General features: G+C 71.4%; 20 protein-coding genes. 12 read left to right on the top strand and 8 right to left on the bottom strand.

The window, feature by feature from the left end; genetic code table 11:
- On the bottom strand, nucleotides 1-314 hold a 314-nt coding region (locus tag N5079_RS21035), incomplete at its 3' end, for a hypothetical protein (protein WP_261585659.1).
- A 187-nt stretch (nucleotides 315-501) separates the two neighbouring features.
- A complete protein-coding gene (locus N5079_RS21030) occupies nucleotides 502-1,449 on the bottom strand; it encodes a DMT family transporter (RefSeq protein WP_261585658.1) in 948 nt (315 codons plus the stop codon).
- A 67-nt stretch (nucleotides 1,450-1,516) separates the two neighbouring features.
- On the opposite strand from N5079_RS21030, the gene N5079_RS21025 reads away from it, so the two are divergent.
- The 7 genes from N5079_RS21025 to iolD all read left to right on the top strand — a co-directional run bounded on the left by N5079_RS21025 (nucleotide 1,517) and on the right by iolD (nucleotide 9,400).
- Entirely contained in the window at nucleotides 1,517-2,974 is a 1,458-nt protein-coding gene (locus tag N5079_RS21025; protein WP_261585657.1) for a PLP-dependent aminotransferase family protein, read from the top strand.
- Between the two features lie 92 nt (nucleotides 2,975-3,066).
- Nucleotides 3,067-4,053: a Gfo/Idh/MocA family oxidoreductase gene (locus N5079_RS21020; protein WP_261585656.1), complete on the top strand. Its 987-nt coding sequence runs from the start codon at nucleotides 3,067-3,069 to the stop codon at nucleotides 4,051-4,053.
- Nucleotides 4,050-4,919, top strand: coding sequence for a sugar phosphate isomerase/epimerase family protein (locus tag N5079_RS21015; protein WP_261585655.1), 870 nt, complete (start codon nucleotides 4,050-4,052; stop codon nucleotides 4,917-4,919). Before N5079_RS21020 ends, N5079_RS21015 begins: the two co-directional genes overlap by 4 nt.
- Nucleotides 4,912-5,856, top strand: a complete 945-nt coding sequence (gene iolC / locus N5079_RS21010) for a 5-dehydro-2-deoxygluconokinase (protein ID WP_261585654.1) — start codon at nucleotides 4,912-4,914, stop codon at nucleotides 5,854-5,856. The genes N5079_RS21015 and iolC overlap by 8 nt, the downstream gene beginning before the upstream one ends.
- Nucleotides 5,849-6,736, top strand: coding sequence for a class I fructose-bisphosphate aldolase (locus N5079_RS21005; RefSeq protein ID WP_261585653.1), 888 nt, complete (start codon nucleotides 5,849-5,851; stop codon nucleotides 6,734-6,736). The genes iolC and N5079_RS21005 overlap by 8 nt, the downstream gene beginning before the upstream one ends.
- Entirely contained in the window at nucleotides 6,733-7,548 is an 816-nt protein-coding gene (gene iolB, locus N5079_RS21000) for a 5-deoxy-glucuronate isomerase (RefSeq protein ID WP_261585652.1), read from the top strand. Before N5079_RS21005 ends, iolB begins: the two co-directional genes overlap by 4 nt.
- Nucleotides 7,549-7,552: 4 nt before the next feature.
- Nucleotides 7,553-9,400: a 3D-(3,5/4)-trihydroxycyclohexane-1,2-dione acylhydrolase (decyclizing) gene (gene iolD / locus N5079_RS20995; RefSeq protein WP_261585651.1), complete on the top strand. Its 1,848-nt coding sequence runs from the start codon at nucleotides 7,553-7,555 to the stop codon at nucleotides 9,398-9,400.
- Here iolD and N5079_RS20990 read toward each other — a convergent pair.
- Nucleotides 9,378-10,571, bottom strand: a complete 1,194-nt coding sequence (locus tag N5079_RS20990; protein ID WP_261585650.1) for an MFS transporter — start codon at nucleotides 10,569-10,571, stop codon at nucleotides 9,378-9,380. The genes iolD and N5079_RS20990 overlap by 23 nt on opposite strands.
- Before the next feature lie 99 nt (nucleotides 10,572-10,670).
- On the opposite strand from N5079_RS20990, the gene N5079_RS20985 reads away from it, so the two are divergent.
- Nucleotides 10,671-11,318, top strand: coding sequence for a DUF1707 domain-containing protein (locus N5079_RS20985; RefSeq protein WP_261585649.1), 648 nt, complete (start codon nucleotides 10,671-10,673; stop codon nucleotides 11,316-11,318).
- A 3-nt stretch (nucleotides 11,319-11,321) separates the two neighbouring features.
- Here the strand turns inward: N5079_RS20985 and glpX are convergent, their stop codons facing one another.
- Nucleotides 11,322-12,350, bottom strand: a complete 1,029-nt coding sequence (gene glpX, locus N5079_RS20980; RefSeq protein ID WP_261585648.1) for a class II fructose-bisphosphatase — start codon at nucleotides 12,348-12,350, stop codon at nucleotides 11,322-11,324.
- Nucleotides 12,351-12,488: 138 nt separating this feature from the next.
- Here glpX and N5079_RS20975 point away from each other — a divergent pair, with 138 nt between their 5' ends.
- Both N5079_RS20975 and N5079_RS20970 read left to right on the top strand, forming a co-directional pair.
- Nucleotides 12,489-13,082 carry a TetR/AcrR family transcriptional regulator gene (locus N5079_RS20975; RefSeq protein WP_261585647.1) on the top strand — a complete coding sequence of 198 codons (594 nt, stop codon included), beginning with the start codon at nucleotides 12,489-12,491 and terminating at the stop codon, nucleotides 13,080-13,082.
- 37 nt (nucleotides 13,083-13,119) lie between these two features.
- Entirely contained in the window at nucleotides 13,120-13,656 is a 537-nt protein-coding gene (locus N5079_RS20970) for a DUF4245 domain-containing protein (RefSeq protein ID WP_261585646.1), read from the top strand.
- Between the two features lie 43 nt (nucleotides 13,657-13,699).
- On the opposite strand, the gene N5079_RS20965 is transcribed toward N5079_RS20970, so the two are convergent.
- Entirely contained in the window at nucleotides 13,700-13,939 is a 240-nt protein-coding gene (locus N5079_RS20965; RefSeq protein ID WP_261585645.1) for an exodeoxyribonuclease VII small subunit, read from the bottom strand.
- A gap of 153 nt (nucleotides 13,940-14,092) precedes the next feature.
- On the opposite strand from N5079_RS20965, the gene asnB reads away from it, so the two are divergent.
- Nucleotides 14,093-15,943: an asparagine synthase (glutamine-hydrolyzing) gene (gene asnB, locus N5079_RS20960; protein WP_261585644.1), complete on the top strand. Its 1,851-nt coding sequence runs from the start codon at nucleotides 14,093-14,095 to the stop codon at nucleotides 15,941-15,943.
- 7 nt (nucleotides 15,944-15,950) lie between these two features.
- On the opposite strand, the gene xseA is transcribed toward asnB, so the two are convergent.
- On the bottom strand, nucleotides 15,951-17,159 hold the full coding sequence (xseA, locus tag N5079_RS20955) for an exodeoxyribonuclease VII large subunit (protein ID WP_261585643.1): 1,209 nt from the start codon (nucleotides 17,157-17,159) through the stop codon (nucleotides 15,951-15,953).
- Between the two features lie 64 nt (nucleotides 17,160-17,223).
- Entirely contained in the window at nucleotides 17,224-18,249 is a 1,026-nt protein-coding gene (locus N5079_RS20950) for a hypothetical protein (protein WP_261585642.1), read from the bottom strand.
- Between the two features lie 88 nt (nucleotides 18,250-18,337).
- On the opposite strand from N5079_RS20950, the gene N5079_RS20945 reads away from it, so the two are divergent.
- Nucleotides 18,338-19,303, top strand: a complete 966-nt coding sequence (locus N5079_RS20945; RefSeq protein WP_261585641.1) for a 4-hydroxy-3-methylbut-2-enyl diphosphate reductase — start codon at nucleotides 18,338-18,340, stop codon at nucleotides 19,301-19,303.
- A 44-nt stretch (nucleotides 19,304-19,347) separates the two neighbouring features.
- Here the strand turns inward: N5079_RS20945 and N5079_RS20940 are convergent, their stop codons facing one another.
- Nucleotides 19,348-19,875, bottom strand: coding sequence for a DUF6542 domain-containing protein (locus N5079_RS20940; protein WP_261585640.1), 528 nt, complete (start codon nucleotides 19,873-19,875; stop codon nucleotides 19,348-19,350).
- Nucleotides 19,876-19,879 lie beyond the last annotated feature (4 nt).

Genomic DNA, 19,879 nt, shown 5'->3' with positions numbered 1-19,879 from the left:
GCGTCATCCAGGTCAGCACCCGGCGCCTGGCCCAGGTCCGCATCCGGCTCTTCGTGCGGGTCCCCGCTCAGCCCTTCACCGAGCTCCTCGCCGATGCGCTTGCCGTCGTCTTTCCCGGTTTCCGGCCCACCGCCATATGCGGGATCGCCATGGCCGTACTGAAGGTCGGCGTACGAAGTCGTGCCGGAGCCGGGCGAATCCCCCGTGTCCTCGATCGATGGGACACATGAGGGGTCGACCCACCACCACTCCAGGTCCTCGCGCTGCGAAGGCCCGGCAGGCGATTCGTCCTGGCGTGCCGTCTGCTGGATCAACTCCCACCCCCTTCTCCGGCCACGCCAAGTGTCCACCAGTCGACTCGAACATGCGAACGACTCGAATCCCCTATATCGCCCAATACAGGCCGCAAAGGGAGCCCGGATGCGCAATAACTTGGAGCGCCATGCCGTGAGTTCGGGGCCTGGTCGGACGATCGTGATGTGCTTCGGATCCGGGGCCCGGTCAGCGTGAACCCGTCCGCAGCCCGAGGGCGAGTCCGGCGATGACGACCGCCGCTCCCGCGAGATCGGCCGCCGACGGAGTGCCCAGGCCGAGGACCAGAGTGGTCACGATGGCGCCCACCGGGATCATCCCGGCGAACAGCCCGGCCCGGTCCGCGCCGAGCCGGGGGAGCGCGGTGTACCAGAGGAAGAACGCCACCGTCGTCACGATCACCGCCAGGTAGCCCAGGCCCAGGGCCTCGGCCGCCGTCGGCATCCGCAGCATCGCCCCGCCGTCCACGATCGCGCCCATGACGAGCAGGAACGGCACGGCGAGGGCCGCCGAGTAGGCCGACACCCGGATGGCCCCGAGGGTGGGAAGCAGCGGCAGGGCGAGGAGCGAGAAGCACACCTCGCACGCCAGTGCGCCGAGCGACCACATCAGGCCGGGCAGGTTGCCGCTGCCCAGGCCCGTGGCGAGCGTGGCTCCCGCGACCACGACGACCGCCGCGCCGATGACGCGCGGCGACGGCGACCGCCCCCTCCCCGCGCCGCCGGCAGGCCGGGTCAGCGGGCCGAGGACGGCGAGGGCGAGCGGTACGGTCCCCACGATGGTCCCGACGAGGGAGGGGCTGGACGCTCGCGCGGCCTCGATCACGCACACATTGAAGATCACGAGCCCGGTCAGCGACAGCAGTCCGAGCAAGGCCCAGCCAGCCGCCCCGAGGCGTACGGGACCGAGCCCTCGGGCGCGGGCGACGGCGAGCAGGATCACGGCGGCGAGGGCGTAGCGCAGGGCCTGGCCGCCATAGACGGGGTAGGTCCCGATGACGCCGGAGACCGCCGCCAGCGTGCCCACCATGAACATCGCCGCCGCCGCGCTCGCCGTGCTGCGTAACTGTCCGGAGGCGGTACGGCTTGGTCGGGCCGCAGCCACTTCGGCGGGATTCGTCTTGATACGGGAGGTCACGTCTGGAGATGCTAGGAATCCAATGGTCCCCTCCACGGGTCCAATCAAGCGGCGAAATCGGGGACCAATGACAGATCTGCATCTCGCGGTCGATCGCGGCGCGGGGGGCCTCGCCGGCCAGGTGGCCCGAGAGTTGAGGGACGCGATCCGGTCGGGGAGGCTGGCCCTCGGCACCCGCCTGCCGCCCAGCCGTGACCTCGCGAAGGACCTCGGCCTGTCCCGTGGCGCCGTGGTCGAGGCGTACGAGCAACTCGTGGCGGAAGGCTTCCTCGCGGCGAGGACCGGCGCCGGGACCTACGTCGCCGCCGGACCGAGAACCGGCGGGCCGTCGGCTGGAGGAGGGGGCGGCGTCGCGGCGGCGGCAGCCACTTCCCCGGTGACTTTCCCGGCGACTTCCCCAATGACTTCCGCAATGACTTCCCCGGTAACTGCCCCGGTGACGTGGGGCCTGTCGGAAAGGGACAGGGACCGGCCTACCTCTCCGGATCTCGGGGCGTTTCCCCGGCAGGCGTGGATGGCGGCCGTCCGGCATGTCCTGACGACGCTGCCCAACGACGCGCTGGACTACGGCGACCCGGGCGGCGTGCCCGATCTGCGTGAGGAACTGGCCCCCTACCTGCGCCGGGTGCGGGCGGCCGACGCGGCGCCGGAGCACCTCGTCGTCGTCACGGGCGTGGCGCAGGGGCTCAGCCTGACCATCCAGGCGCTCGCCGCGAGCAGAGGGCGCGGGATCGTCCTCGCGGTGGAGGACCCCACCAGCCCCCACCAGCTTCCGCTGCTCCAGCGGGCGGGCGCGGGCCTGGTCCGGGTGCCGGTGGACGAGGAGGGAATCGTCGTCGAGCGGCTCGCCGAGACCAAGGCGGACGCCGTGCTGCTGACCCCGGCCCATCAGTATCCGACGGGGGTCGTGCTCTCGCCGCGCCGCCGGGCCGAGGTCATGGCCTGGGCGGCCGGGACCGGCGCGATCGTGCTGGAGGACGACTACGACGCCGAGTTCCGGTTCGACCGTGACCCGGTCGGCTGTCTTCAGGGGCTCGCCCCCGACCGCGTGGTGCTGGTGGGCAGCGTGAGCAAGTCGCTCGCTCCCGGCATGCGGCTCGGCTGGGTCGTCGCGCCGCCGCACATCGCGACGTCCGTACGGCTCGCGCGGGCCGAGCTGGATCTCGGCTCACCGGTCATCGACCAGTACGCCCTCGCCCATCTCATCAGGACGGGCCGCTACGACCGGCACCTGCGGCGGATGCGACGTGAGTATCGGGCCCGCCGGGACGCCCTCGTCAGCGCCCTGGCCGAGCATCTGCCCGCCATCGCCGTCCAGGGCGTCTCCGCCGGCCTCCACCTCTACGCGCGGCTCCCCGAGGGCTGGGACGAGGTGGCGCTCGCCGCCGCCGCGCGGGCCGCGGGTCTGGCGGCCGAGGCGGTCGTCCCGGCGCACCGGCGCCCCGGACTGGTGATCGGATTCGCCCGCGTCCCCCCGCACAGGATCACGCGGGCCGTACGGGACCTGGCGGATGGCGTAACCTGACTTCGTCAGAATGTCAGGACAAAGTCTTGACTCCCGCTTGCCCTCCACCTACAACTGGATGGTCTGATTTGTCGTAAATGGGGAGGAGCGCCATGCGTGTCGGTGTGCTCGGTCTTGGCCGGATAGGCGCGTTCCACGCGGAGACGCTTTCCGGCCTGGTGGACGAGCTCGTCGTCTCCGACGCGGACACCGCTCGGGCGGCCGAGGTGGCCGCGCGGCTGGGCGCTCGCGCGGGGGACGCCTTCGACGCCGACGCCGTGGTGATCGCGACCCCGACCTCGACGCACGCCGAGCTGCTGGCCGAGGCCTGCCGTCGCGGCATCCCCGCGTTCTGCGAGAAGCCGGCCGCGCCGACCCCGGCCGAGACCCTCGAGGTCCTGGAGGCGTCGAAGCAGAGCGGGACCATGGTCCACATCGGCTTCCAGCGGCGGTTCGACGCGGGCTACGTGGCGGCGCGTGAGGCGCTCCGGACGGGCGAGCTGGGCGAGCTCCACCGCGTTCACATGCTGACCGCCGATCCCCGGCCGCCCGCCGCCGAATACATCCCGCTCTCCGGCGGCATCTACCGCGACTGCCACATCCACGACTTCGACATCCTGCGCTGGGTGACCGGCCGGGAGGTCGAGACGGTGTACGCCACCGGGTCGAACCGGGGGGCCGCCTTCTTCGCCGAGGCGGGTGACGTGGACAACAGCGCCGCCCTCCTCACGATGGACGACGGCACACTGGTGACCATGCAGGGCTCCCGCTACAACGGCCACGGCTACGACGTCCGGATGGAGCTCGCCGGGACCGCCAGGACCTGGGTCGTCGGCCTGGACCAGCGGGCGCCACTCCACTCCACGGAGGGACTCCGGCCTGCGGGGGATCCCTGGCCGGATTTCCAGACACGGTTCGAGCCCGCATACGTTCGTGAGATGGCGGCGTTCCTCGAGGCCGCCCGGGGCGAGCGGCAGAGCCCCTGCACGGTCGAGGACGCCCTGGCCGCACTCTACGTCGCCGAGGCGGCCGACCTGTCCCGCCGCGAGGGCCGTCCAGTCCGCGTGGCGGAAGTTTCGAATATGGAGGTATCGAAGTGAAGATCGCCGGAGCCCCGATCTCGTGGGGGGTGTGCGAGGTGCCCGGTTGGGGTTACCAGCTCGCCCCCGACCGAGTCCTCCAGGAGATGCGGGACCTCGGCCTGGCGGCCACGGAGCTGGGCCCCGACGGGTTCCTCCCGTCGTCGCCCGGGAGCCGCCGGTCCCTTCTTGACGGGTACGGCCTGCGGGCCATCGGGGGGTTCGTCCCGGTCGTGCTGCACGACCCGGGGCATGACCCGCTGCCCGGCGTCCGCGAGCTTCTCGGCTCGTTCCGCGAAGGGTCCGTCGAGGTAATGGTGCTGGCCGCCGCGACCGGCGTGGACGGCTACGACGGGCGTCCGGCGCTCGACGCCACCGGCTGGGAGACGCTGCTCGGCAACCTCGACCGGATCCTCAAGGAGGCCGCCGGCGCGGACGGCCCCCTGGTCACGCTGCACCCGCATGTCGGGACGATGGTGGAGACCCGTGACGAGGTCCGCCGGGTGATCGACGGCTGTGCCGTACCTCTCTGCCTGGACACCGGGCACCTGCTGATCGGCGGCACGGACCCGCTGGAGATCGTCAGGGAGGCGCCGGGACGAGTGGCGCACGCCCACCTCAAGGACGTGGACTCCGCGATGGCGGAGCAGGTCCGCGAGGGCCGCCTGACCTACACGGAGGCCGTCGGCAAGGGGATCTACCGCCCGCTCGGCACGGGTGACGTCGACGTCGCGGGAATCGTCTCCGGCCTCGGCATGGCCGGATACGACGGGTGGTATGTCATGGAGCAGGACGTCGTGCTGGACGGCGAGCCCCCGGCGGGCGAGGGCCCGATCGGCGACGTCAGGGCGAGCATGGACTACCTCAAGGGCCTCTCCGATGACTGAGGTGCTGACCATCGGCCGGATCGGGGTGGACATCTACCCGCTCCAGGTGGGGGTGTCCCTCCGGGAGGTCGAGACGTTCGGCAAGTACCTCGGCGGCAGCCCGGCCAACGTGGCGGTCGCCGCCGCGCGGTACGGGCACTCGGCCGCGGTGATCACCCGGACGGGAGCGGACCCCTTCGGTGAGTTCCTCCACGACGCGCTGGCCGAGTACAAGGTGGACGACCGTTACGTCACGCCGGTCGAGGGACTCCCCACGCCCGTGACGTTCACCGAGATCCGGCCGCCCGAGGACTTCCCGATCTTCTTCTACCGCTGGCCCAAGGCTCCCGACCTGGAGATCCACGCCGACGAACTGGACCTCGGCGCGATCACTGGCGCGGACCTGTTCTGGGCGACCGTGACCGGTCTGTCCCAGGAGCCGTCGCGGAGCGCCCACTTCGCGGCCTGGGAGGCGCGCGGCCGCCGCCCCTTTACCGTGCTGGACCTCGACTACCGCCCCATGCTCTGGCCCGACGTGGCCGAGGCCCCCGATCTCGTGCGGCAGGCCCTCCGCCATGTCACCGTGGCGGTCGGCAATCTCGACGAGGTCGAGGTTGCCACCGGGACGCGGGAGCCGTACGAGGCGGCGAAGGCTCTCCTCGACGCCGGCCTGGAGCTGGCGGTCGTCAAGCAGGGCTCCAAGGGCGTGCTGGGCATGACCAGGGACGAGACCGTGATCGTCCCGCCGCAGAAGGTCGAGGTCGTCAACGGGCTCGGGGCGGGCGACGCGTTCGGCGGCGCGCTGTGCCACGCGCTGCTGTCCGGATGGTCCCTGGAGCGGACGCTGCGGTTCGCGAACGCCGCGGGCGCCATCGTGGCCGGGCGGCTCGCCTGCGCGCCCGCCATGCCGACCGCCGAGGAGGTCGACGCGATGCTGTCGGGAAGTGCTCATGCGTGACGACGACTACCGGCGGCTCCTCGACGACCGCGCCCGGCACCCCGAGCGGATCGCCCAGGCGGCGGCCGTACGGCGGCGCAGGCCCCTGCTGGCCGACCGCGACCAAATCCTGATCATCGCGGCCGACCATCCGGCCCGTGGCGCCCTCGGCGTGTCGGGGCGGCCGATGGCCATGGCCAGCCGGGTCGAGCTGCTCGACCGGCTCGTGGTCGCCCTGTCGCGGCCCGGCGTGGACGGCGTGCTGGGGACCCCCGACATCATCGAGGATCTCCTTCTGCTCGGCGCGCTCGACGACAAGATCGTGATCGGGTCGATGAACCGGGGCGGCCTGCAGGGGGCGGTCTTCGAGTTCGACGACCGTTTCACGGCCTACGACACCGAGTCGATCGTCGCGATGCGGCTCGACGGCGGGAAGATGCTCTGCCGCATCGGCCTGGAGGACGAGCGCACGGCCGCCACGCTGGAGAGCTGCGCCCGCGCCGTCACCGAGCTGTCCAGGGAGGGCCTGGCCGCGATGGTCGAGCCGTTCTGGTCGAAGCGGTCCGGCGGCGTGGTCAGGAACGACCTGTCGGCCGACGCGATGATCCACGCCATCCACGTGGGCCAGGCCCTCGGGGCCTCCTCCGCCCGGACGTGGCTGAAGCTCCCGGTGGTCGACGACATGGAGCGCGTGATGGAGGCCACCACGCTGCCGACGCTGCTGCTCGGCGGGGACCCCTCCGGCGCGCCCGACGAGGTCTACGCGTCGTGGGCCAAGGCCCTGCGCAACCCCGGCGTGCGCGGCCTGGTGGTGGGCCGGGCACTGCTCTACCCCCCGGACGACGACGTGGCGGCCGCCGTGGACATCGCGGCGGGACTGCTGGAAGGGGCGGCCCGATGACGTACATCCCGTTCGGCGCGGCGGCGTCGGGTCCGTGGGCGGTGAAGGTCACCCCCGAGTCGGCCGGATGGACCTACTCCGGCCTGCGGATCATCGACCTGGCCGGGGAGCCGGTGGAGTTCGCCACCGGCTCCGAGGAGATGCTGGTCCTCCCGCTGTCCGGCGCGTGCGAGGTCGAGGCCGACGGCGTACGGCTCTCGCTCGCCGGGCGCGAGTCCGTGTTCGCGGCGCCGACCGACTTCGCGTACCTGCCCATCGGGACGACGGCGCGGATCAGCGGCCGGGGCCGGATCGCCCTGCCGTCCGCCAGGGCCACCCGCCGGCTTCCCGTCCGGTACGGCCCGGCGTCCGAGGTGCCGGTGGAGATCCGGGGAGCCGGGCAGGCGACGCGGCAGGTCAACAACTTCTGCGCGCCGGAGACCTTCGAGTGCGACAAGCTCGTGGCCGTCGAGGTGCTCACGCCCGGCGGCAACTGGTCGTCCTACCCGCCCCACAAGCACGACACCCTGGGCGAGGGCGAGGCCGTCCTGGAGGAGATCTACTACTTCGAGGGCGGCCCCGGGTATCAGCGGGTGTACGGCACGCACGACGTCCTCGCCGAGGTGTCGCCCGGTGACGTGGTCCTGGTGCCGCACGGCTACCACGGACCCTCGATGGCGGCTCCGGGTTACGACCTCTACTACCTCAACGTGCTGGCCGGGCCCGCCGAGAAGCGGTCCATGGCGTTCTGCGACGACCCCAGGCACGCCTGGATCCGGTCGTCGTGGGCCGGCCAGCCGATCGACCCGCGCGTGCCCTTCGGAAGGGACTGAGATCATGCGACTCACGGTGGCGCAGGCGCTCGTGCGGTTCCTCGGGCAGCAGTGGAGCGAGCGGGACGGCGTCGAGCGGCGGCTCATCGAGGGCGTCTTCGGCATCTTCGGCCACGGCAACGTGGCCGGGATCGGCCAGGCGCTCGCCGAGCAGGGCGCGGGCACCCGGTCGGCCCTGCCGTACTATCTGGCCCGCAACGAGCAGGCCATGGTCCACACGGCGGCGGGCTACGCCAAGACGGCGAATCGGCTGTCCACCTTCGCCTGCACGACGTCTGTCGGGCCGGGCGCGACCAACATGGTCACGGGGGCGGCCCTGGCGACCGTGAACCGGCTGCCGGTGCTGCTGCTGCCCGGGGACATCTTCGCCACCCGCGCCGCGAGCCCGGTGCTGCAGGAACTCGAGGATCCCCGGTCGTACGACATCAGTGTGAACGACGCCTTCAAGCCCGTCAGCCGGTTCTGGGACCGGATCAACCGGCCGGAGCAGCTTCCGTCCGCTCTGCTGGCCGCGATGCGCGTGCTGACGGACCCGGCCGAGACCGGCGCGGTGACGCTGGCGCTGCCCCAGGACGTCCAGGCCGAGGCGTTCGACTGGCCGGACGAGCTCTTCGAGAGGCGCGTCTGGCATGTCGGCCGCCCGGTGCCCGAGCCTGCCGCATTGGCGAGAGCCGTACGGGCCATCAGGGAGTCGCGCAGGCCGCTGATCGTCGCGGGCGGCGGGGTCCGGTACAGCGAGGCGTGGGAGCAGCTCAAGGAGTTCGCCGAGCGGTACGGCATCCCGGTCGGGGAGACCCAGGCGGGCAAGGGCGCCCTGCCGTACGACCATCCGTGCGCGGTCGGGGCCATCGGCCACACCGGCACGGCGGCCGCCAACGCGCTCGCCCGCGACGCCGACCTGGTGATCGGCATCGGGACCCGCTACAGCGACTTCACCACGGCCTCCCGGACGCTGTTCGGCGACGCGGCGGGGTTCGTGAACGTCAACGTCGCCGCCTTCGACGCGGCCAAGCACGCCGGGATCCCACTCGTGGCCGACGCCAGGGCCGCGATCGAGGCGCTGGACGTGCGGGACTGGCGGGCCGATGAGGAATGGACGGCACGGGCGGCCTCGCTGGCAGGGGACTGGCAGGCGGTGATCTCCCGGGCGTACGAGGGCGACGCGCTGACCCAGCCGGTCGCGCTCGGCATCCTCAACGAGGTGGCCGGCGGAGGCGTCGTGGTCAACGCCGCCGGTTCGATGCCGGGCGACCTGCACAAGCTCTGGCGGGCGTCCGACCCGACGGAATACCACGTCGAGTACGGCTTCTCCTGCATGGGCTACGAGATCGCCGGGGGGCTCGGCGTGAAGCTCGCCGACCCTGAGCGCGAGGTGTTCGTGCTGGTCGGGGATGGGTCGTACCTCATGATGGCCCAGGAGATCGCCACCGCCGTCCAGGAGGGCGTCAAGCTCGTGATCGTCCTGGTGGACAACCAGGGGTTCGCGTCCATCGGCAACCTGTCGGAGTCGGTCGGCGCGGAGCGGCTCGGCACGGCCTACCGCCTGCGCGGCGGCTCGGGAGAGCTGGACGGGGGCCCTCTCCCGGTTGACCTGGCGGCCAACGCGGCGAGCCTCGGGGCCGACGTGCTCAAGGCGAGCGATCCCGGCTCCCTGCGGAGCACCCTCGCCAAGGCCATGGAGGCGACCCGGACCACCGTGGTCTACGTCGAGACCGTGCCCGGGGGAACGCCGGACTCCGAGGCGTGGTGGGACGTCCCGGTGGCCGAGGTGGGCGTTCCGGAGATCCGCGAACGGTACGACCAGGCCAAGCGGGCCCAGGAGCCCTACCTCAGGACGTGGCGGGCGCGGTGACGGTGGCGGCGGGAGCCGGTTGGAAGCCGCGGGCCAGCACGATGATCGCGGCGGCGAGCACGAGCGGCGCGGCGAACGCGATCCGGTAGTCGGCTGAGTCGGCGATGCCGCCCACGAGGGCCGCGCCGACGATGAAGCCGAGGTAGTTGAACATGTTGACCCGGGCGATCGCCACGCCGGTCCCGGCCGGGTCGAGGCGGCCCGCCGCGGAGAACGACTGCGGGGCGACGACGGACAGGCCGATGCCGGTCAGGGCGAAGCCCGCGACGGCCAGCACTTCGTTCGGCGCCGCGACGATCGCGGCGAAGCCGAGCGTGGCGATCGCGCCGCCGATCCGGACGATCATTGCCGGGCCGTACCGGCGGACCGCGAAGTCGCCGCCGACCCGGACGGCGAACGTGGTCGCCTGGTAGGCGCCCAGCGCCCAGGGCGCCACGGCGGCGGTCGCGTGGATGATCTTGTCCATGAAGACCGAGCCGTAGTTGGAGATCGAGGCGTCGCCCACGTACAGGAAGCACATCGCCAGGCAGAGCGGGATGATCGCCTTCCAGGGGACCCTCGACGCGGTCTGTACGGCGTCCGCCGCCACATGCTCCTCCTGCGGCACGCAGAGCCACGTGGAGGCGATCAGCGAGATCACCACGGCGGGGGCCATGGCCGTCGCGAACATGGCCGGGAGGCTCAGGCCGAGGCCGCCCGCCACGGAGGCCCATCCCGCGCCGATCACCGCCGCCGCGCTCCACAGGGCGTGGAAGCCGGTCAGGACCGCCCTGCCGTACCGGCGCTCGACCGCGACGCCCTGCATGTTCATCCCCGCGTCCACGCCGCCGAGACCGAGGCCGAACAGCACGTTGGCCGCCACGAGCAGCGGGACGCTGGAGGCCAGCCCGGCCAGGACGACCGCCACGCACGCGAGCGGCTGGACCACCCGGAGGATCAGGCGGCTGCCGAACCGGGAGGCGAGCACGCCCGCGAGCACGCTCCCGACCCCCGCGATCACCGGTACGACGAGCAGCAACAGGGTGAGCTGGTCGTCGCTGAGGCCGTGCTTCCTCTGCAGCGCGGCCACCTGGGTGAGCAGCGTGGCGAACGTGAGGCCCTGGACGAAGAAGACGGCGAAGGTGGCGAGCCGCGCCTGCCGGTCGCGTGAGGTGGGCAGTGGGGTCGGCACGCGGCCTCCGGGGAACATGAGGAGGGTTCAAGTTTCGGCCAGCGTAGGAGTCGCCGCCGCACGCGGTCAATGCCTCCGAACGGCCGTACTCTCAATGGTGTGAGCACCGAGTCCAAGTGGCTGTCCGCCGTCTCCGCGTTCCTCGCCCCGCGAGCCCCGGACGCGCCCGGCGCGGCCGAGCTGCGGGCGTCCGACGCGGACAGGGAACGCGTGATCAAGGTTCTGGCCGACGCGGTGACCGACGGCAGGCTCACCCCTCCCGAACACGAGGAGCGGGTGGAGCGGGCCTACACCGCCCGGACGCTGGGCGAGCTCGCCGCCCTCACCACGGACCTGCTTCCCCCGGAGAGCCAGCCGTTCAACATGGACGGCCGTCCGGTCACGGCCTTCTTCCGCACGGAGAGCCGGGCGGGCCGGTGGGTCGTGCCCTCGCAGGTGCCCGTCACCTCGCTCGGCGGCCGGGTCACCATGGACCTGTGTGAGGCGCTGCTCCAGTCGCGCCGGGTGGTGGTCCAGCTCGCCGTCATGGCGGGCACGGTCACGCTCATCGTGCCGGAGGGGGTGCGGATCGTCACTGCGCCGTCGGCGCGCGTGGGATCGCTGCGGAATGAGGTGCGGCTTCCGCCGGGCGCGGCCGGATACGGTCCGGACGCGCCCGTCATCGAGCTGGCGGGATTCGTCTTCGGCGGCAAGGTGATCGCCCGGTCGCCCCGGCGTCCCCGTAAGGGCCTGTTCCGCAGACCCTGAGCCTCACACAGCCGTGTCGAAGTTGATCGCGCTGTAGGCGCCCAGCTTCCAGAGCTGGTGCTCGCTCTCGATCTTGCGGATCGTGCCGGAACGGCCCCGCATGACGAGGGAGTGCGTGACGGCGGCCCCACCCTGGAACCGCACGCCGTACATGAGCTCCCCGTCGGTGATCCCCGTCGCCGCGAAGAACACGTCGTCGGAGCGGACCAGGTCGTCGGTCGTGAGCACCTGGCCGAGGTCGAGCCCGGCGTCCAGGGCCTTGCGCCGCTCCTGCTCGTCGCGCGGCCACAGCTTGCCCTGGATGACGCCGCCCAGGCACTTCATCGCGCAGGCCGCGATGATGCCCTCCGGCGTCCCGCCGATGCCGAGCAGCAGGTCGACGCCGGTCCCGGCGCGGGCCGCCATGATCGCGCCGGCCACGTCGCCGTCGGTGATGAACTTGATCCGCGCTCCGGTCTCCCTGACCTCCTTTACGACGCCCTCGTGCCGGGGGCGGTCGAGGATGACCACCGTCACGTCGGACGGCTTGGCGCCCTTGGCCCTGGCCACCGCCCGGATGTTGTCGGCGACCGGCGCCTCGATGTCCACCTGGTCGGCGGCCTCCGGACCCGTGACCAGCTTCTCCATGTAGAAGACGGCGGACGGGTCGTACATCGAGCCGCGCTCGCTGACCGCGATGACGGAGATCGCGTTGTTCATGCCGAGGGCGCACAGGCGGGTGCCGTCGATCGGGTCGACGGCCACGTCGCAGTCGGGGCCCGTGCCGTCGCCGACCTCTTCCCCGTTGTAGAGCATGGGAGCGTTGTCCTTCTCGCCCTCGCCGATCACGACGGCGCCCCGCATGGAGACCGTGTTGATCAGCTGGCGCATGGCGTTGACCGCGGCGCCGTCCGCCCCGTTCTTGTCGCCCCGGCCCACCCAGCGGGCGGCGGCCATGGCCGCGGCCTCGGTCACGCGCACCAACTCGAGAGCCAGGTTGCGGTCGGGCGCGTGTTCCCCCGTCGCCAGAGCGGCCGGTACGTGTTCAGACATCGATCGCCTTCCTCTCTACAGAGATCGTAGGCCGAGACCCCCGGCTTTGTCTGATTGGTCTGGACCTGTCACAGCAGGTAGGAGGCCATTTGGTCAGGGGACGCCCCAGGACCGACAGGTCGGGATATCGTCGCGGTCATGAGCAGCGACACCGAGCGACCGGTAACAGTGCGCACGTCGGAGCGTGGCGCGGCCACGCGCGGCGCGCTCCTCGAAGCGGCGAAGGAGATTTTCGTCACAAGCGGCTTCGCGGAAGCCGGAGTGACCGAGGTCGTGGCCCGAGCCGGGGCGAGCGTCGGCAGCCTCTACCACCACTTCTCCGGCAAGGCCGACCTCTACCTGACGCTGTTCGAAGAGTTCCAGAAGCGGCAGACCCAGCGGACCAGGCAGGCCGTCCAGACGGCGCGGGCCGCGGGGGAGACCGACCCGATGCCCGTGTTCCTCTCGGCCGCCCGGGCATACCTGGAGGGCTGTCTGGCGGAGCGGGATCTCGCCGCGCTGTTTCTCCGGGGGGACGCCCCTCCCGGATTCGAGGTCATCATGCGGGACCGGCTCCGCCAGTGGGCCAGGAGGACCGCCGCCCTCTTCGAGCACGAGGACGCTCTGGTGGTGGTGGTCACCGGCGCGCTCGCCGCCGTCGTCCAGGAGGTGACCCTCTCGGAGGACCCCGAGGCCGCCCGGAAGATGGCAGAGGACGCTCTTCTCATCATCGGCCAAATCCGGCATCCTTAGCGGCTGCCCCTCCCTGCACCGGGTAATCTCCTCTGACGTGGGACGATTCACGCAGGGTTTCTACGGCTATGCCGTCGCGCTGGCCATCTGCCTCGCGGGCGTCGCTGTGTTTCTGCTCATCACGCCTCAGAGCAGGACCGAGCACATCCCTGCCGTGGACTACAAGATCGACCTGGCCAACGCCGTCCGGTCAGCGCCGTACGAGATCGAGGCGCCCCGCCAGGCCCTCCCGAACTGGATCGCCAACAGCTCGACGCTGACCCAGAACGGCGGCACCGTCACCTGGCGCCTGGGCTTCGCGACCGGCAAGCGGATGCACGCCATGCTCGCGCAGAGCAACGAGCAGCCGGCCGCCGCTTTCGCCAACCGGATGGCCAACACCGACAAGGCCACGGGCAGCCGCCAGATCAACGGCGCGACCTGGGAGGAGCGGTTCCGCCCGGACAAGAACCAGCGGTCGCTCGTCCGGATCCTCCCCGATCACGCCGTGATCGTCACCGGCTCCGCCGATTGGCAGGAGCTGACCGCCCTCGCCGCCTCGCTCGTCCCTCAATCCGCCCCCGCCTCCGGCTGATCGGCGCGGCCTCGGCGGCGCGCCTTGGTTGGCGACGGTCGTCCTAGAAGGGCGCTTCGTCGGAGTTGTTCGGCTGAGGCTCCTGGCGCTGGGCCATGGCGGCGGCCAGCTTGACCCGGGCGCCCTGCAGCCACTCCTCGCAGACCGCGGCGAGCTTCTCTCCCCGCTCCCACAGCTCGATCGACTGCTCCAGCGTCAGCCCGCCCGTCTCCAGCCGGCGGACCACTTCGGTCAGCTCCTCGCGAGCCTGCTCGTACGACGGTGTCTGCTTCTCCTCGGCCACGGCACCCACGATAGAGGCCGCCGCCGACAAACTGACCACGCCTCCCAAATGATCACGATGCCAGCGTTATTTATCCCATAATGGGCATAGATGAAACCATTTGAACGTTTTAACGGGTATACCAAGCAGACCGATGAACCGGGGGGTCGTCGAATGTGTGGAATCAGCGGCTGGGTGGACTACGGGCGCGATCTTCGCCAGGAGCGGGGGACCGCGCAGGCGATGGTTGACACGATGGCCTGCAGGGGGCCGGACGCCGAGGGATTGTGGCTCGCTCCGCACGCGGCACTGGGCCACCGGCGGCTCGCCATCATCGACATCGAGGGCGGCCGCCAGCCCATGGTCGCCGAAGACGACGGCCGGGTGCTCGCCGTGCTCACCTACAGTGGTGAGGCCTACAACTTCCGCGAGCTGCGCGCCGAGCTGACCCAGCGGGGGCACCGCTTCCGGACGCACAGCGACACCGAGGTCGTCCTCCAGGCGTACCTGGAGTGGGGCGAGGACTTCGTCGCCCGCCTCAACGGCATGTACGCCTTCGCCATCTGGGACGCCCGGCGTGAGGAACTACTGCTCGTCCGCGACCGGATGGGGATCAAGCCGCTCTACTACTACCCGACGCCCGATGGAGTGCTCTTCGGCTCCGAGCCCAAGGCCATCCTCGCCAACCCGCTCGCGCAGCGGGTGGTGGACGCCGACGGCCTCCGCGAGGTGCTCGCCTTCGTCAAGACACCGGAGAACGCGATCTTCCGAGGGATGTACGAGGTGCGCCCCGGCCAGATCGTCAAGGTGCGCCGGGAGGGCCTGAGCAAGCGGCGTTACTGGCGGCTCGAAGCCCGCGAGCACACCGACGATCTCCAGACGACCGTACGGACCGTCCGCGAGCTGCTGGAGGACATCGTCACGCGGCAGCTCATCTCCGATGTGCCCCTCTGCACGCTCCTGTCCGGGGGCCTCGACTCCAGTGCCGTCACGGCGCTGGCCGCGCGGGCGCTGGAGGGCCACCAAACCAAGGTGCGGTCGTTCTCGGTGGACTTCGCCGGATACGAGGAGAACTTCCAGCCCGACGAGGCACGCGACACACCGGACACGCCGTACGTCCACGACGTCGTACGGCACGTCGGCTCCGAGCACGCGGACATCGTGCTCGATTCGGCCGATCTCATGGACCCGGCCGTGCGCGCGGCCGTCCTGCGGGCACGTGACCTGCCGGTCGGCATCGGCGACATGGACACCTCGCTGTACCTGCTCTTCAAGGCGATCCGCAGCCACTCCACGGTGGCGCTGTCGGGCGAATCGGCCGACGAGGTCTTCGGCGGGTACCGCTGGTTCCACGATCCCGAGGCGGTGAACGCCCACACCTTCCCGTGGCTGGCCACACCCGTCATGCGTGGCATGTCGACGCCGGGCCAGTTCCTCGACGAGCACCTGCTGCGCAAGTTGGACATCCCGGCGTACCGGGCCCACAGCTACCAGCAGGCGCTGGCGGAGGTGCCGCACCTGCCGGGCGAGGGCGGCCTGGAAAGGCGCATGCGGGAGATCAGCTACCTGCATCTCACCCGGTTCGTGCAGATTCTGCTCGACCGCAAGGACCGCATGAGCATGGCCGTCGGGCTCGAGGTCCGTGTGCCGTTCTGCGATCACCGGCTGGTGGAGTACGTCTTCAACACGCCTTGGGCGATGAAGACCTTCGACGGGCACGAGAAGAGCCTGCTGCGCGCCGCAACCGCCGACCTGCTGCCGCGCTCGGTGATCGAACGCCGCAAGAGCCCGTATCCCTCCACGCAGGACCCGTCCTACGAGCAGGGCCTGCGCACCGAGGTGGCGCGGATGCTCGGCCGCGAGGACCTCGCCGCCGCGCCTCTCCTCGACCTGAAGGGGATGCGGACCGTCATCGACCAGCCGCTCGGCGCCACCAGCACCCAGAGCCCCGCCCGGATGTCGATGGAAGGGCTGCTTCAGTTCAACGCCTGGCTGGAGGACTACGGCACGCGGGTTGTCGTCTGACAGGCCCCTACTCGTCCGGCTGGGCCGTCACGGCGACGCGGTCGTCGGAGAACCGGATGGTCAGCTCGTCGCCCGGCTTCACGTCGCGGGCGAGCCGTACGACCTCGCCGGAGGGGCGCTGGGCGATCGCGTAGCCGCGCTCCAGCGTGGCGGCGGGGGAGAGGGCCACGAGCCGGGCGCGAAGGTGTCCGAGCGAGTCGGCCGACCGGTCCAGAGATGCCGTGAGGCACCGCCGGGACCGGTCCCGCAGCGCGTCGACCTGCTCGGCGCGGCGGTCCAGCTCGCGGACGGGGTCGGCGAGCGAGGGCCGCGAGCGGACCGACGCCAGCCAGGAGAGCTCCCGGTCGAGCCAGCCGCCCACCACCCGGCGACCCCGGTCCCTGAGCTGGCGGACCAGCGTGAGCTGCTCGCCGACGTCCGGCACGACCTTCTTCGCCGCGTCGGTCGGCGTCGAGGCCCGCACGTCGGCCACGAGGTCCAGAAGCGGGCTGTCCTGCTCGTGGCCGATCGCGCTCACCACAGGAGTACGGCATGCCGCGACGGCCCGGACCAGCGACTCGTCGGAGAACGGCAGCAGATCCTCCAGGGAGCCGCCGCCCCGGGTGACGATGATGACGTCGACCTCGCGGTCCGCGTCGAGCCTGCTTAACGCCTCGGTGACCTCACCGACCGCGTAAGGGCCCTGTACGGCTACCGCCTCCACCTTGAACCGGACGGCGGGCCAGCGGCGGCGCGCGTTCTCCAGCACGTCGCGCTCGGCCGCCGAGTCGCGCCCGCAGATGAGCCCGATCGTGCCGGGCAGGAACGGCAGCCGCCGCTTGCGGTCCACGTTGAACAGGCCCTCACCGGCCAGTACCTGGCGGAGCCGCTCCAGCCGGGCCAGCAACTCGCCGACGCCGACCGGCCGGATCTCCATGGCGGTGAACGCGAAGGACCCCTTGTTGACCCAGAAGTCGGGCTTCACGTGCATGACGACCCGCGCGCCGTCCATCGGGCGGGGCACGCTCGCCTCGTAGACGGCACGCGCGCAGGTGATCCGGGCGGAGACGTTGGCCACCGGGTCACGGAGGGTCAGGAACACCGTGCCGCCACGGGCGGTGAGGTCGGTGATCTGCCCTTCCACCCAGATGGTGCCCAGCTTGCCGATCCACTGCGCGACCATCTGCAGCACCGACCGGATCGGCAGCGGCGCTTCCGGTGACGTCTTCGCGCTCACAGGCCCTCCTCGCCGATGCCCCTGCTACCCGCTCCGAAGGCTAGCCGTACCCGCCGACATTCCACTATCGGCCGAGCGGCCCACCCGGGATGTCGGTGGGCGGGACTCCGGCTTCGAGCTTGCCGATGCGGTTCTGGAACAGGCGGATCACCTCGGCGCGGCCCGCGTGCCCCCTCTCGTAGTCGAGCAGCTCGCGCACCTGCTCGACGGTCTTGCCCCGCAGTCTCGCCCGCAGCGACGCGAGCGTCAGGCCGCTGTAGCCCGGCAGCGGCTCAGCGAGACCCTCCCCAGCGGCCTCGGCTGCCGGCCTCGGGGCGGGCTTGGCGGGTGCTTTCGCGGGAGCCTTCGCGGCCGGTTTCGCGGGAGCCTTGGCGGCTTCGGGAGCCATCGCGGCCGGTTTCGCGGGAGCCTTTTCGGAGGCGGTCTCCGGGGCGGGCGGAGCGGCCGGCTTCTCGGCGGCCTTCCGAGCGCGCGGCTTGGCGGGGGCCTTCTCGGGGGCCTTCTCGGGGGCCTTGGCGGCCTCTTCCGCCCGGGGCGCCTTGGCGCGAGGCTGGCGGGGCTTGGGCGCCGGCCGCGTCTCGGTCTGGCGGTCCAGCGCGGCCGCCACCTCCGGCGGCTCCGCTTCGACCGGTACGGCGGGCAGGTCGAGCTTCTCGGCTTCGCCGGGCACGGCCCCGGCCGCCGCCTCCTCGAAAAGCTCGGCGGCGGGCGGAGCGGCCTCGGGCGGAGCGGCCTCGGGCTTCCGGCCGGGAGCGAAGATGACCGGCTCCGGCTTGGCGGCGGCGGGAGCGGCCGCCTCCTTTTCGGGGCGAGGGGCGAAGATGACCGGCTCACGGCGTGCCGGCCGCGCCTCCTCCTCCTCCGTCGGCTGGGTCGCGGCCGGACTCGGCGCGTACGCTGTCTCTTCCTCCGAACCGGTCAGACGCTTGATCGTGGTCCGCACGCGGTCACCGATCAGCAGGGCGTGCCCCACGCTGCTCAGAGCGGTCTGAAGCACGTATACGGGCAGGTCCTTGGCCTTTTCACGCAAATCGTCGCGGTGGCCCAAGACGTCACGCAGAGGTTTGGTGATGGCTCTCAGGACGGACATCGCGGCTCCTGGGGAGATATGTTTTCGGACATCCAGTCTCGCAAGACCACAGTCAAGATGCGGCTGGCGTTCCACATAGCATAGGAACATGGATTCACAGAGCCCCGCGACCCGCCGCGTCCTCGTCGCCAAGCCGCGCGGATACTGCGCGGGCGTGGACCGTGCCGTCGAAGCGGTCGAGAAGGCCCTGGACCAGTATGGCGCGCCGATCTATGTGCGGAAACAGATCGTTCACAACACGCACGTGGTCAAGACGCTCGAAGCCAGGGGAGCCGTCTTCGTCGAGGAGACCGAGCAGGTCCCCGAAGGGGCCATCGTGGTGTTCTCGGCCCACGGCGTGGCGCCGAGCGTCCACGAGGAGGCCGCCGGCCGCCGGCTCAAGACGATCGACGCGACCTGTCCGCTGGTGACGAAGGTGCACAACGAGGCCAAGCGGTTCGCCGCGAAGGACTACGACATCCTTCTCATCGGCCACGAGGGGCACGAGGAGGTCGAGGGCACGGCGGGCGAGGCGCCTCAGCACATCCAGCTCGTGGACGGGCTCGACGGCGTCGGCGAGGTCGAGGTCCGCGATCCGGAGAAGGTCGTCTGGCTCTCCCAGACCACGCTGTCCGTCGATGAGACCATCGAGACCGTCGCCCGGCTCCGTGAGCGCTTCCCCAACCTGATCGACCCCCCGAGCGACGACATCTGCTACGCCACGTCGAACCGGCAGGCGGCCGTGAAGGAGATCGCCGCGGAGTCCGAGCTCGTCATCGTCGTCGGCTCGGCCAACTCGTCCAACTCCAAGCGCCTCGTGGAGGTGGCCAAGGACTACGGGGCCGACGCCTCCTACCTGGTGGACGACGCCTCCCTCATCCGCGACGAATGGCTGGAGGGCGTGACCACGGTCGGCCTCACCAGCGGCGCCTCCGTCCCCGAGGAGCTCGTCGAAGGGGTCCTGCGCAAGCTCGCGGGCCTCGGCTTCACAGATGTCCAGGAGATCGAGTCGGTCAAGGAGAGCATGCGCTTCGCGCTGCCCCACGAGCTCCGGCGCGACCTCCGCGCCGTTTAGCGCCGGGGTGGCTCCTCAGGCTGTCGGCCGGGCTGCTCGCCGGGTCACTCGTCGGGGGCCTTGCCGTACACGCGGGGCTCGAAGTAACCCTCCGGCTCGGGGTCGAAGGCGGCTTCGCCGCTCTGGCGTGGCCGGGGCACAGGAGCGCCGCCAGAGCTACGGGGGCCGCCGGCTCTGAGGTCCTGGCGGAGCTCCCGCACATTGGCGGGCAGGCCGCGTGGCCAGGCGATCGCCAGCATCAGCGCGGAGCCGCCGAACAGCCACGGAGCACCCGCTGAGAGCGCGGTGAGGAGTCCGAGGCCGAGCGTCTGGAGCATGGAGCCGGAACCCATCGACCGCACCAGCTCGACGAACGCCGTGGCGGCGAAGAACACCAGCGGCGGAGTGACCACCAGAGGCAGCAGGTCGCGCGGCTGCACGAGCAGGGCCGCCGCGACGCATCCGGCCACGAAGGCCGGGCCGGGGAGGAAGACCTGGCCCAGCAGCGTGATCACAAAGAGCACGGCGATGGCGCCCCGGGCGGTCAGCCTGAGCCCTGTCCCCTCGGTCCTTGTCCTCTCGGTCCTTGTCATCGAG

It is taken from the genome of Planotetraspora sp. A-T 1434 (assembly GCF_025420585.1).
Taxonomy (GTDB): Bacteria; Actinomycetota; Actinomycetes; order Streptosporangiales; family Streptosporangiaceae; genus JAOEGB01.
This window is presented reverse-complemented; position numbering and strand designations above follow the sequence as displayed.

Coding starts and splice junctions, on each gene's coding strand:
- N5079_RS21025 (WP_261585657.1), top strand. CDS start 1,517: ATGACAGATCTGCATCTCGCGGTCGATCGCGGCGCGGGGGGCCTCGCC.
- N5079_RS21020 (WP_261585656.1), top strand. CDS start 3,067: ATGCGTGTCGGTGTGCTCGGTCTTGGCCGGATAGGCGCGTTCCACGCG.
- iolC (WP_261585654.1), top strand. CDS start 4,912: ATGACTGAGGTGCTGACCATCGGCCGGATCGGGGTGGACATCTACCCG.
- N5079_RS21005 (WP_261585653.1), top strand. CDS start 5,849: ATGCGTGACGACGACTACCGGCGGCTCCTCGACGACCGCGCCCGGCAC.
- iolB (WP_261585652.1), top strand. CDS start 6,733: ATGACGTACATCCCGTTCGGCGCGGCGGCGTCGGGTCCGTGGGCGGTG.
- iolD (WP_261585651.1), top strand. CDS start 7,553: ATGCGACTCACGGTGGCGCAGGCGCTCGTGCGGTTCCTCGGGCAGCAG.
- glpX (WP_261585648.1), bottom strand. CDS start 12,350: ATGTCTGAACACGTACCGGCCGCTCTGGCGACGGGGGAACACGCGCCC.
- N5079_RS20975 (WP_261585647.1), top strand. CDS start 12,489: ATGAGCAGCGACACCGAGCGACCGGTAACAGTGCGCACGTCGGAGCGT.
- asnB (WP_261585644.1), top strand. CDS start 14,093: ATGTGTGGAATCAGCGGCTGGGTGGACTACGGGCGCGATCTTCGCCAG.
- N5079_RS20950 (WP_261585642.1), bottom strand. CDS start 18,249: ATGTCCGTCCTGAGAGCCATCACCAAACCTCTGCGTGACGTCTTGGGC.
- N5079_RS20945 (WP_261585641.1), top strand. CDS start 18,338: ATGGATTCACAGAGCCCCGCGACCCGCCGCGTCCTCGTCGCCAAGCCG.
- N5079_RS20940 (WP_261585640.1), bottom strand. CDS start 19,875: ATGACAAGGACCGAGAGGACAAGGACCGAGGGGACAGGGCTCAGGCTG.